General features: G+C 57.8%; 11 protein-coding genes and 1 tRNA gene. 8 read left to right on the top strand and 4 right to left on the bottom strand.

The window, feature by feature from the left end; genetic code table 11:
- Positions 1 to 18: 18 nt before the first annotated feature.
- Entirely contained in the window at positions 19 to 963 is a 945-nt protein-coding gene (locus DXZ77_RS04720; protein ID WP_115030338.1) for a pseudouridine synthase, read from the top strand.
- Between the two features lie 62 nt (positions 964 to 1,025).
- On the opposite strand, the gene DXZ77_RS04725 is transcribed toward DXZ77_RS04720, so the two are convergent.
- On the bottom strand, positions 1,026 to 1,655 hold the full coding sequence (locus DXZ77_RS04725; RefSeq protein WP_115030339.1) for a DsbA family protein: 630 nt from the start codon (positions 1,653 to 1,655) through the stop codon (positions 1,026 to 1,028).
- A gap of 140 nt (positions 1,656 to 1,795) precedes the next feature.
- On the opposite strand from DXZ77_RS04725, the gene der reads away from it, so the two are divergent.
- Both der and DXZ77_RS04735 read left to right on the top strand, forming a co-directional pair.
- Positions 1,796 to 4,084 (top strand): bifunctional cytidylate kinase/GTPase Der, encoded by a 2,289-nt coding sequence (der, locus tag DXZ77_RS04730; RefSeq protein ID WP_115030341.1) that lies wholly within the window; start codon positions 1,796 to 1,798, stop codon positions 4,082 to 4,084.
- A 97-nt stretch (positions 4,085 to 4,181) separates the two neighbouring features.
- A tRNA-Pro gene (locus tag DXZ77_RS04735) sits at positions 4,182 to 4,255 on the top strand.
- A 56-nt stretch (positions 4,256 to 4,311) separates the two neighbouring features.
- Here the strand turns inward: DXZ77_RS04735 and DXZ77_RS04740 are convergent.
- The 3 genes from DXZ77_RS04740 to DXZ77_RS04750 all read right to left on the bottom strand — a co-directional run bounded on the left by DXZ77_RS04740 (position 4,312) and on the right by DXZ77_RS04750 (position 8,044).
- Positions 4,312 to 5,943 (bottom strand): methyl-accepting chemotaxis protein, encoded by a 1,632-nt coding sequence (locus DXZ77_RS04740; RefSeq protein ID WP_258553136.1) that lies wholly within the window; start codon positions 5,941 to 5,943, stop codon positions 4,312 to 4,314.
- A gap of 189 nt (positions 5,944 to 6,132) precedes the next feature.
- A complete protein-coding gene (gene ppk2 / locus DXZ77_RS04745) occupies positions 6,133 to 6,990 on the bottom strand; it encodes a polyphosphate kinase 2 (RefSeq protein WP_115030343.1) in 858 nt (285 codons plus the stop codon).
- A 394-nt stretch (positions 6,991 to 7,384) separates the two neighbouring features.
- Positions 7,385 to 8,044, bottom strand: a complete 660-nt coding sequence (locus DXZ77_RS04750; protein WP_371667493.1) for a DNA-3-methyladenine glycosylase I — start codon at positions 8,042 to 8,044, stop codon at positions 7,385 to 7,387.
- Positions 8,045 to 8,265: 221 nt separating this feature from the next.
- On the opposite strand from DXZ77_RS04750, the gene gcvH reads away from it, so the two are divergent.
- The 5 genes from gcvH (at position 8,266) to DXZ77_RS04775 (ending at position 11,423) form a co-directional block, all read left to right on the top strand.
- A complete protein-coding gene (gene gcvH / locus DXZ77_RS04755; protein WP_028326232.1) occupies positions 8,266 to 8,652 on the top strand; it encodes a glycine cleavage system protein GcvH in 387 nt (128 codons plus the stop codon).
- A gap of 256 nt (positions 8,653 to 8,908) precedes the next feature.
- Entirely contained in the window at positions 8,909 to 9,355 is a 447-nt protein-coding gene (locus tag DXZ77_RS04760) for an FHA domain-containing protein (protein ID WP_371667145.1), read from the top strand.
- 2 nt (positions 9,356 to 9,357) lie between these two features.
- Entirely contained in the window at positions 9,358 to 10,080 is a 723-nt protein-coding gene (gene ftsR / locus DXZ77_RS04765; protein WP_115030347.1) for a transcriptional regulator FtsR, read from the top strand.
- A 79-nt stretch (positions 10,081 to 10,159) separates the two neighbouring features.
- Positions 10,160 to 10,669 carry a bifunctional nuclease family protein gene (locus tag DXZ77_RS04770; RefSeq protein ID WP_115030348.1) on the top strand — a complete coding sequence of 170 codons (510 nt, stop codon included), beginning with the start codon at positions 10,160 to 10,162 and terminating at the stop codon, positions 10,667 to 10,669.
- 157 nt (positions 10,670 to 10,826) lie between these two features.
- Positions 10,827 to 11,423, top strand: coding sequence for a MerR family transcriptional regulator (locus DXZ77_RS04775; protein ID WP_115030350.1), 597 nt, complete (start codon positions 10,827 to 10,829; stop codon positions 11,421 to 11,423).
- Positions 11,424 to 11,586: the final 163 nt, after the last annotated feature.

Genomic DNA, 11,586 nt, shown 5'->3' on the forward strand with positions numbered 1-11,586 from the left:
TGGAGTAGGGATTTCAGGATGAGTGGGCGCAGCGGCAGTGGAGCACGGCGTAGTGGTGGGTCGGCTGGACCTAAGCGTGGCTCCGGCTACCCGAAGAAGAGTTCTGGTGGGGGGCGTGCTGCGTCTGCGAAGGCTGGCCGCAAGGCAGTGAGGCAGCCGCGTCGGGGTCGTGGTGATTTGCGTCCGGATCAGTTGGCTCCGCGGGAGAATCGCGCTCCGGCGGTGGATGTTCACGATCCGGATGGGGTGCGTTTGCAGAAGTTGTTGGCCAGCGCGGGAGTGGGATCGCGTCGGGCGTGTGAGGCGTTGATTGAGCAGGGTCGGGTGGAGGTTGATGACCAGGTTGTTACGGAGCTGGGTATTCGGATCGATCCGTTGGCTCGGCGTGTGCGGGTGGATGGTCAGTACATCAATTTGGATTCCTCGCGCTCGTACTACGCGTTGAATAAGCCTGTTGGTGTGGTGTCGTCGATGGATGATGAGTTCGGGCGTCCGGATATTTCGTACATGTTGTTTAACCGGCAGGAGCGGTTATTCCATGTTGGTCGTTTGGACGCTGACACCAGTGGCTTGTTGTTGTTGACCAATGATGGTGAGTTGGCGCATCGGTTGCAGCACCCGAGTTACGAGGTGGCTAAGACGTATGTGGCTTCGGTGCCGGGGCCGATTCCTCGGGATTTGGGGCGCCGTTTGCGTGAGGGCGTGGAGCTAGAGGAGGGCCTGATTCAGGTTGATTCGTTTAAGTTGATTGACTCGACTCCGGGTAAGGCTTTGGTTGAGGTTGTGCTTCATGAAGGCAAGAAGCACGTGGTGCGTCGTTTGTTGGATGCGGTGGGCCACCCAGTGTTGACGTTGACGCGTATTGCGGTGGGTCCGATTCGTTTGGGTGACCAAAAGAGTGGCCGGTTGCGTGAGTTGAATGGTAAGGAGATCGCTGACCTGTACGCGGCGGCGGGTTTGTAAGACGTTTTCATCTTGTTGGTATGTGGTCACCCCCGCGAGAGATCTCGCGGGGGTGATTGGTTTTATTCCCAGCTGGGTAGCTGCGGGGTTTGGGTACGGGCGCGTTTCATTTCGAAGAAGAATGGGAAGGCTGCGATGGCGTTGAAGGCGTCGTAGATTTTTCCGGCTTCTTCGCCGCCAGGGTTGTCGGTAATGACGGGTCCGAAGAAGGCTCGCGTATCTGCGAATTGGACGATGGGGCAGCCGCTGTTTTCTCCGACGGCGTCCATGGCTTCGTTGTGAAGTTTTTCGAGAATGGGGACGTAGGTGTCGTTGTTGGCAGCTTCAGCGAGGGTGGGGTCGAGCTGGGCGTTAGACAGGGCTTGGCGGATGACGTTGTCGTAGGCGCCGTAGCCTTCTTTGTTATTTTCGCCGTTGATGTGGATGAGGGTACCCATCGCGGTGTAAAGCTCGTCGATTTTGTCTGGCTGGGTGTGGTGCACGGCAGCGAAGACGCGGGCGGGACCAGAGTTGGCCTGCATTTTTCGTGCGTATTCTTCGTCGATGTCGTTGGTGCTGTTGAGGATAGCTAGGGACATGGGGCGAAAAGTGAGGGTGATGTCTCGTACTTTTTGTACGTCTTTGAGCCATCGTGAGGTCATCCAGGCGTAGGGGCAGGCGACGTCGAACCACATAGTTACGTTGTTGGTCATGGGTGTAGATCTTTCGTCGTGAGCTCACGTCGAGGCTCTGTGGGTGGTTAACTGGCCCCCACAATATCGAGGGGTGCGTGGGTGGACTCTGGGTTCGGGCTGGGTCGTGGCTTAAGGTGCGGGGCCGTTAGGCTGTAGTAATGAGTAAGAACGAGCCCCTGGTCATCGCTATCGACGGCCCTTCCGGAACCGGTAAGTCCAGCGTGTCCCGTGAGGTGGCCGCCATGTTCGGTATCGATTATCTGGACACGGGGGCGATGTATCGGTCGTTGGCTTGGTTCTGCCTGGATAAGGGCATTGATTTTGAGGATGTTGCTGCGGTGGGTGCGGCGGCTCGGGATTTGCCTTTGGAGATTGTGACTGATCCGGGTGCGCCGGCGGTGTTTGTTGATGGTGTTGATGTTTCGCAGGAGATTCGTTCTTCTCGGGTCTCTGGTGTGGTTTCGAAGGTGGCGGCTGTTCCTGCGGTGCGGGAGGAGTTGATTGCTCGTCAGCGCGCGATTATGGCTGAATGCGCTGCTGATGGGGGAGTGGTAGCTGAGGGGCGGGACATCACTACGGTGGTTGCTCCGGATGCGACGGTGCGGATTTTGCTTACTGCTAGTGAGCAGGCGCGCCTGCAGCGTCGGGCAACGCAGGAGGCGGAGCTTTCTGGCGGCGATTCGGTGGTGACGGACCGTACGCGTGCGGAGGTTGTTGGTCGGGATGCGCAGGATTCGGCAGTGACGTCGTTCGTTGACCCTGCTCCTGGGGTGACGTTGTTGGACACCACCGACCTTGATTACGAGGGTTCGGTGCGTGCGGTGGTGGCGATTGTTGCTTCTGAGGCTGATTTCATCGGTGATAGTGATGATGACGGCATCTATGAGTTTGATGCTGCGGGTGCTGATGATGTGGCGCAGGATGCTGATTCTTCTGGTGTGGAGGTTGTGTACGTACCTGAGGGCGCTTCAGGTTCGTTACCTCGGGGTGGGGACACTGATGAGGATGCGGGTGTAGCGCGCGCCCTTCGTGCTGGTCTGGAAGAGTTCGATCTTGATGATGCTGATTTGGCTTTGGTTGATGGTCAGTTTGACCCGGATGCGCAGGAAGATGGTGAAGGTGCCGCGCCGGTGGTGGCGGTGATTGGGCGCCCAAATGTGGGTAAGTCCACGTTGGTGAACCGCATCATTGGACGCCGTGAGGCGGTTGTGGAGGATGTTCCTGGGGTGACGCGTGACCGTGTCGCTTATGACGCGGAGTGGGCGGGGACGAAGTTCACTTTGGTGGATACCGGTGGCTGGGAGGTTGATGCCACGGGGATTCATCTGCGGGTGGCTGAGCAGGCCGAGATTGCGGTTGGCTTGTGTGACGCAGTGCTGTTTGTGGTTGATGCCACGGTGGGGGCCACGGACACCGATGAGGCGGTTGTGCGGTTGTTACGTCGTTCGGGTAAGCCGGTGGTTCTTGTGGCGAACAAGGTTGATGACATGCGTGGTGAGGCTGATGCTGCCGCGTTGTGGTCGTTGGGCTTGGGGCAGCCGTGGCCTGTTTCGGCGTTGCATGGCCGGGGGACTGGTGATGCGTTGGAGGCGCTGATGGGGGTGCTTCCGCAGGAATCTCAGGTTGAGGGTGCGTATCGGCGTGGGGGGCCGCGCCGTGTGGCGTTGTTGGGGCGCCCGAATGTGGGTAAGTCGAGTTTGTTGAACCGTTTGGCTGGTGAGGAGCGTGTGGTCGTCGATAACGTGGCGGGCACGACGCGTGATCCGGTGGATGAGTTCATTGAGTTGGGCGGGACGACGTGGCGTTTCGTTGATACTGCTGGTATTCGTCGTCGTGTTCATCTGACTCGTGGTGCGGATTTTTATGCGTCGTTGCGTACGCGTACGGCCTTGGAAAAGGCCGAGGTCGCGGTGGTGTTGATTGATGCGCATGAGCCCATCAGTGAGCAGGATATTCGGATTGTTCAGCAGGTTGTTGATGCCGGCCGTGCTGTGGTGATCGCTTATAACAAGTGGGATCTCATTGATGAGGAGCGTCGCTACTACTTGGAGCGGGAGATTGAGCGGGAGCTAGTGCAGATCGCATGGGCTCCGCGGGTAAATGCTTCGGCGTTGACGGGGCGGCATGTGCAGAAGTTGGTTCCTGCGTTGGAGCAGTCGTTGGCTTCGTGGGATACGCGGGTGCCGACGGGTCGATTGAATGCGTTGTTGGGCGAGATTGTTGCTGCGCATCCGCACCCGGTTCGTGGCGGTAAGCAGCCGCGTATTTTGTTCGCGACGCAGGCTTCGACGCGTCCGCCGCGTTTTGTGTTGTTTGCTAATGGTTTTATCGAGGCGGGGTATCGCCGTTTCTTGGAGCGCAGGCTGCGTGAGGAGTTCGGCTTTGTGGGAAGCCCGATTGAGATTTCGGTTCGGGTGAAGGAGAAACGTCGCCGTAAAGAGAAGTGATGGGGCGCCGGGTCCGCTGCTCCGGATGGCGCGCGTAGGCGCGTGAGCAGCGGATTCGGTACTCGCGGCGAGGATGGGGTAATGTTTTTCCTGTTCACGGGACGTGGCGCAGCTTGGTAGCGCACTTGACTGGGGGTCAAGGGGTCGCAGGTTCAAATCCTGTCGTCCCGACGTGAATGAAATCGGACCTGAAAATCAGGTCCGGTTTCTTGTGTTTTGGTGAGTTTTTAGACGTGGAAGTGACTAACAAGTTCGCGCAGGTTGGCACTGCCATTGGCTAGTCGTGCGATTTCTTCAGATATCCGTTCTGTGGTGCTAGAGGTGCTACGGGATGACTGGGCGGTGCGTTCGACGTTCTGTGCGATGCTTCCGGCTCCGCGAGCAGCGTCGTTGACGCTGCGGCTCATTTCGTTGGTGGTGGCGGTTTGTTCTTCGACGGCGGAGGCAATGGTGCCTTGCGAGTCGTGGATCTGGGCGATGATGCTTGCGATTTCGTTGATGGCGTTCACAGCGGCATGGGTGTCGTTTTGGATGGTTTCGACGCGCAGTCCGATATTTTCGGTGGCTTGGCTGGTTTCTCGGGCGAGATCTTTGACTTCATTGGCCACCACGGCGAAGCCTTTACCTGATTCTCCGGCGCGGGCGGCTTCGATGGTGGCATTGAGGGCCAGTAGGTTGGTTTGTTCCGCGATACCGGTGATTGTTTTGACAACTTCGCCGATTTCGGCGGAGCTCGTTCCGAGTTGGGTTACAGCGGCGTTTGCGGTTTCGGCAGCGTGCACGGCTTGAGTGGCGATAGCGGCGGCGGCGTTGGTGGATTTGGCGATCTCGCGAATTGATGCGGTCATTTCTTCGGTGCCAGCTGCGACGGTTTGGATGTTTTTGTCGACGTTGCTGGCTTCGCGGGCGGTGGAGTCAAGTTCGGAGAAGCTGTTGACGGCAGCGGTACCGACGTTTTGGGAGAGCGCGGTGAGGTTCTGGGCATTGTCGGCGACGTCTTGGGCTGCTTCCATGACGCGGGTAATGATGCCGATCATCGCGGTACGGGATTGTTCGAGTGCTTGGGCAGTTTCACCGACTTCGTCATGGGTCGTGATATCAGCTGGCACGGTGAGGTTGTTGTGTGACATGGCAATGAGCGAGTCGCGGACTGAGTGCAGTGATCGTGCGATAGGCAGGGCGATCATGCGAGCGGTGAGAGCAATCAGTCCAGCTAGGACAATGGTGATGGCGATGATCACCCAGGGCACGAAGGCGATCACGGAATTTTTTTGTTCACTCAACGCTGTAGCGCGAGTGGTTGCTGAGGCAGCAAGCGCATCGGAGGCGTCAGCAATTTTTGTGAAGGCTTGTCCGGTTTTGCCGCCGTTGATTTCGCCAGCGGCTTGGTCAATTTTTGCTCTGTTTTCGGTGGCGTACAGCGTGCGTACTTCGGCTTCGGCGTCAAAGAACTCTTTGTAGCCTGCTTCGACGGTGTCGAGCTGTTTTCGTTCATCGTTGGTGATGTCGGCTCGAGGGAAGGCTTTGAGGTCTGCTTCAAGAGAGGCGCGGGCTTTGTCGAATCCTTTGGCGTTGTAAGCATCCTCGCCGCTGAGTGCTCGTTTGGCGCCGAGGCGGTAAACATCACCGAGAACGCCGAGTTGCCAGCCAGAAATGTCCAGGTTGTGGGTTTGCATACCCAGGGCAGCTTTTTCGACACGCAGCGCTATGTTTTGTTCGTCGTTGACGTTGCTGATCTGACGGATTGCCAACAGGGCGCCGCCGCCGATAAGGAGGGCCCCAATGAGTCCAACGAGTCCAACGAGCGCGATCTTGACGGTGATGCTGATGGGTTTTTTACCGGTTGCTTCCGTGGTCAAGTGTGCGTTGGTGGACAAGGCGAGGCTCCGATTCGTGGCATGGGGTGCGCTGCATGGGCGGCTTCTGTGTTGCGGCGTACCTGGGCGACCACCTGTGCAAGGTGGTGCCTTCCTCATCGGCCTGTGGAGCCAGATTGTGAGTGCGCCTATGGCCCAGCCCTGCCGCGAAAACGGGATTGAGCCAGGGATTTAGTGGTTTTTGGGGTGGCGTTCGAGGCTGGCGGCGATGTCGGGGGCGTAGAGAAAGGTGGAGCGGTCTGGGCGAGTGTAGTTCTTGCTTGTGGCTGCGGGGCGGGGCGGGATGGTGATCCCGTGGTCTGGGAGACGTTTCCAGGGGATGCGGGTGAGGATGTCGTTGATCACGTTGATGCGGGAGCGCTTTTTGTCTTCGCTTTCGATGGTGATCCAGCGGGCTCCTGGTAGGTCAGTAGCTGCGAACATGGCGTCTTTTGCGCGGGAGTATTCTTCCCATCGGTTGATGGATTCGACGTCCATAGGGGAGAGTTTCCAGCGGCGCATGGGATCGGTAGCGCGGGATCGGAAGCGAGCTTGTTGTTCTTCATCGGAGACGGAGAACCAATATTTGAGCAGGCGTATGCCATCTTCAACGAGCATGCGTTCAAAGTCTGGGGTTTGGTGGAGGAAGCGCTGATATTCGACGTCGGTGCAGAATCCCATGACGCGTTCCACTCCGGCGCGGTTGTACCAGGACCTGTCGAAAATGACTATTTCGCCCGCCGCAGGCAAGTGGGTGACGTACCGCTGGAAGTACCACTGTGTCTTCTCGCGTTCGGTGGGGGCAGGCAAGGCTACGACGCGGGCGTGACGGGGGTTGAGGTGTTCAGTGATGCGTTTGATGGCGCTGCCTTTGCCCGCGGCATCGCGACCTTCAAAGATGAGGAGTGCGCGTTCGCCGCTTTCTATTACCCATTGTTGAAATGCGACGAGTTCGGTTTGCAGGCGGCGTAGTTCTTTTTCGTAGGCTTTTTTATTGAGCTTGGCAGGTTTGTTTCGGTTCGTTTGTGTGGTTCCCTCATTCGTCGACATAGAGGGACTGTACCTAGGGTCGTAAGTGCTTACGCCCGCAGAATGGGGACGCCTGCGTGATCGGCGGTACGCGGACGCCCCCACTGGGGGAGCGCTCGGTTCATTCCCCTACCGTGAAATCGGGAAAACTGCGGAGATGGTGACGGTTACCTGGATGCTGTTAGTGCACATCATTGGCCCCCGAACTCAGGTGTCGTCACGTTCTCCTGTGTGCTTAAGCCACAGCGGCACAATGGCCAGCAGGGCGATAAGCGCAATCCCGACAAGCACGATTGCTTGTACGAGCAATTGAGTGATCTGCATATGAGAAGAATGGCTGACGTATCTGTCGCAATTCCGTGTTTGCCCTAGAGATTTCCTGTATTTAAGGTCACGATTTCTATACGATTTTCGTTCACGATCTCCATACCCCGGAGGCGCCGCGGCGATGGGAACCCACCAGGTGGGTATCGACGATGCCGACTGCTTCCATGAGGGCGTACATGGATGTAGGACCAACGAACACGAATCCGTTTTTCTTCAGCACAGCCGACAGAGCTGCTGATTCGTTTGATGCGGAGGGGATTTCGCTAAGGCGGAAGGGTTCGGGGGTTATCTGTGGCTGGTAGGACCACACCAGTTCGGCTAGTCCTTGCCCTCCTTCGATTGGCTCGGGGGCAACTGTGGCTGGTTGTGTTTCATGAATAAGCACTCGTCCGCGTAGTGCGCAGGTGGCACGGGCATTGGTAAGCGTGGCCATGATTTTTCCGCGATGCCGCACGATTGCAGGGTCGTTCACCAAGCGTTCGACGTCGACGTCATCGAATGCGCAGACTGAGTCTGGGGAAAAGTTATCGAATGCGCGGCGGAATGCTTCACGTTTGCGAAGGATGGTTTCCCAGGAAAGTCCTGCTTGGAAAACTTCTAGAGATAGCCGCTCAAACATGCCTCTTTCGTCGCGTACAGGCATTCCCCATTCAGTGTCGTAGTACGTCAGTAGTGCTTCGCTGCCGTAAGCCCAGGGCGTCCGTGCCAGTCCGTCTTCTCCGGTGACAAGGTCGGGACTGGGAGTGATGGGAACGTATCGACGGACAGTCAGCCCATCGTGGGTATCAGCTGCCATGCTCCCTAACTTTAGGCAATGTTGCTTTCTTACTGGCGTGGGCTCTGTATGTGGAAGCTTTTTATCTCCTCGCGCGACCGGTACGAAAGCAGCGGCAGATCCGTATACCTTGGTGTCACCCGAAACCCCACCTACGTGGACGCACCGGCGTTCACGGCGTCAAAGGGAGAGTCATGAGCGATCTCGTCTACCCCGAGAACCTGCAGTACACCACGGACCACGAGTGGGTCAGCATCACTGATGGTGTCGCCCGCGTCGGCATTACTTCGTTCGCCCAGGATGCTCTTGGTGACATCGTCTACGTATCCGTCCCCAACATTGGTGACGAGGTCGAGGTCGATGGCGCAGCCGCTGAGGTTGAGTCCACCAAGTCGGTCAGTGACGTCAACAGCCCTGTGGGTGGTGAAGTCACGGCAGTGAACGAGAAGCTAGACGAGAGCCCGGAGCTACTTAACTCCGACCCGTACGGAGAGGGCTGGATCTTTGAGGTAAAGCTTGCTTCTGCGGATGCCACGGCTGACCTTCTCGATGCAGCGGCATACAAGGAGATGCTCGACTGATTCGGGTGGGATCTACCCTCGGGGACTATCCCCGAGGGGTGCGGTCCCTTCCCCTTTCTCACAGTCTTCTGAACTTTTCTTGTGAGGCCGGGGTGGGCACGTGGCCCTTCTTCCACCCGAACCTCGATTCATGCTCTAGGGTTTGTAGTTCCGGTGGGGCACACAGTGATGTGTTCATCGGGCAGCGGCTTTCACACCGCGACTTGACCAGAGAACAGAGCCCGCACATGCGGGCCGGACGCGAACGGAGCATGTCGTGAGCGACAGCACCCCGCAGAATTTCGGAGCCCCACGCACCGACCCTGCGACCATGCAGTTCACCGGCATAAATATCCCGGAAAGCGCCGACGTCGACTACGGCCTCCGAGACGAAGACCGCACCACTGCCGAGGCTCTCCGTCCAGGAACTGCCCTGCTCATCGTCTTGCGCGGCCCTAACCGCGGAGCACGTTTCCTGCTCGACTCTGCCGTGACAACTGTGGGGCGCCACACAGACAGTGACATCTTTCTCGATGACGTCACTGTTTCTCGACGGCACGCAATTTTCGAGTACAAGGACGGCTTCTTCCACGTTCGTGACGTCGCTTCTCTCAACGGGACCTACGTGAACCAAGAAATGACCGACTCGGCGGTCTTGCGCAGCGGCGACCAGGTTCAGGTCGGTAAGTTCCGTCTTCTTTTCCTCGCCAAGGATGAGATCTGACCGTGTCCGGTGCAGAGCACGAGGAAACGACTAAAGGAGAATCGTTCACGATCGGCGCGGTTGTTGATCTGCTATCCGAGGAATTCCCGGATCTCACGATCAGCAAAATCCGGTTTTTGGAGTCCAAGCAGCTGGTAACCCCTGCCCGTTCTCCTTCCGGATATCGACACTTCCGCACATCTGATGTGGAACGCATCCGGTACATCCTGCGTGCTCAACGCGACAATTTTTGGCCACTGAAGGTCATCAGGGAAGCCCTCGATGCAATGGATCGAGGGCTGGAACCTGCCCTCACACTCGGCTCGACTCCCACCGCTCCAGCTGTGGAGCCCCCCTCCGTTCCCGGTGCAGCAGAACTCCTCACCCCACCAAACAAACTGCGCATCACTCTGGCTGAGTTAGCTCGATCTGCGCACACCTCAGAGGCCTACATCGAATCTCTTGTCGGATACGGCCTCATCGTCCCTGACGAGGCTGGACACGTCGATGGTTACGCCATCCCTGTTGCTACTTCAGCAGCAGTACTGGCCTCTTACGGGCTTGAGCCTCGCCACTTGCGGACATTCCGCACCGCTGCTGAACGTGAAGTAGGACTAGCGCAACAGCTCAACCCCCGCCACGACGATGACAGCGGCGCAGAACGTCTCGGAGAGATGCTGCACGAATTCCTCACCCTCCACGCCGCATTAGTGCAGGCAGGAGTGGCGCGCTCACGTCACCCCTGAAGGTCCCCTTGGCCCGAACGGGAGAAACATCGATGCTTGCCCTGGCCATCTTGGGAGCGAATCGCGATAGGTTGGAGGAGTGCGTGACCTCGATGTGCTTGGCGTAAGAGTGGAAACCCCTACCAATCAACCCATCGTTCTCCTGCGTGAACGTGAGGGGGACCGTTACTTACCTGTCTGGATTGGTGCTGCAGAAGCTGCCGCGATCGCTTTCGCTCAACAAGGCGTTGAACCACCCCGCCCTTTAACCCATGACCTGTTGCGAGATGTCATCACTGGCCTTGGCGTTCTTCTTAACGAGGTGCAAATCGTCAAGCTCGAAGACAAGGTTTTTTATGCCGACCTCATCTTCAGCAATGGCGTGCGAGTGAGCTCACGCACCTCTGATGCGATCGCTTTAGCGTTGCGAACAGAATCACCGATCCGCGTGGTCGATGAAGTGATGGATGAGGCGGGAGTCATCGTCGATGACGACCGTGACGACGAGGTCGAAAAATTCAGGGAGTTCCTCGATAACGTCTCTCCCGAAGATTTCGACACTGAAGGTGGCCCTGAAGAACCCGCAGGGGATGACCTGAACCCGAAGTAGAACACCGCCGTTTGCATGCATTAAACCGCGACACGTGCCGTTGACGAGCATCGTTATCGTTGACCCTCGCTGGAGGTGTCCGTACTTTCGAAGAGTCGGCCCGGCGCGAAGCACTCCAGCGAAGCATCATCTGGGCCACCATTAACCAGGAGGCCCTATGGGTAAGGACAATGAAATGCCGGGCACTGAACCGGCTCTCACCCTTCCCTCGGCCTCACCTCCAGAACAGGTTTCTGCCGAGGACCCGCAGGCGCTTCCTACAGATGCTGGGTTCCGTGGACCTGTCGCCTGCAAAGCTGTAGGAATCACCTACCGGCAGTTGGATTACTGGGCACGCACTGGTTTGGTAGAGCCTTCAGTGCGTAGCGCTGCCGGATCTGGCAGTCAGCGTCTTTATAGCTTCAGCGATGTCCTCGTCCTCAAAGTAGTGAAAAGGCTGCTAGACACGGGGGTTTCGCTCCAGCAAATCCGAAACGCTGTCGATGCTCTTCGCCAACGCGGTATTCATGATCTTGAGCAAGTCACCCTTATGAGTGATGGGGCCACCGTGTACGAATGCACCAGTAACGATGAGGTTATTGACCTTCTCCAAGGCGGTCAGGGTGTGTTCGGTATCGCTATTGGGCGAGTGTGGCGTGAAGTCGAGGGTGACCTTGCTGAACTGCCGGCCGAGCGCCTCGGTGAACCGGCTGCACCAACCGAACCAGCCATTGATGAGCTCTCTGCCCGCCGCGAGGCCCGCAAAACCGGTTGACGCTGAGGGGCGCACGTCACTTGTGATGCAGGTAACGTGGCCTTGTGTCCATCCGCGTCTGGATCCGCAGGTGGAGACGCCAATGTTAGTGTCAAAAAATCCCAGGGTGATCGTGGGGGCCTCGCAGGTGAGCACACGCCGTCGGTATTTGCCGATAACTCAC

The organism is Dermatophilus congolensis (assembly GCF_900447215.1).
GTDB lineage: Bacteria > Actinomycetota > Actinomycetes > Actinomycetales > Dermatophilaceae > Dermatophilus > Dermatophilus congolensis_A.

Excerpts from the sequence above, each read along its gene's own strand:
- der (WP_115030341.1), top strand. The coding sequence starts at position 1,796 with ATGAGTAAGAACGAGCCCCTGGTCATCGCTATCGACGGCCCTTCCGGA.
- gcvH (WP_028326232.1), top strand. The coding sequence starts at position 8,266 with ATGAGCGATCTCGTCTACCCCGAGAACCTGCAGTACACCACGGACCAC.
- DXZ77_RS04720 (WP_115030338.1), top strand. The coding sequence starts at position 19 with ATGAGTGGGCGCAGCGGCAGTGGAGCACGGCGTAGTGGTGGGTCGGCT.
- ppk2 (WP_115030343.1), bottom strand. The coding sequence starts at position 6,990 with ATGTCGACGAATGAGGGAACCACACAAACGAACCGAAACAAACCTGCC.
- DXZ77_RS04725 (WP_115030339.1), bottom strand. The coding sequence starts at position 1,655 with ATGACCAACAACGTAACTATGTGGTTCGACGTCGCCTGCCCCTACGCC.
- DXZ77_RS04775 (WP_115030350.1), top strand. The coding sequence starts at position 10,827 with ATGGGTAAGGACAATGAAATGCCGGGCACTGAACCGGCTCTCACCCTT.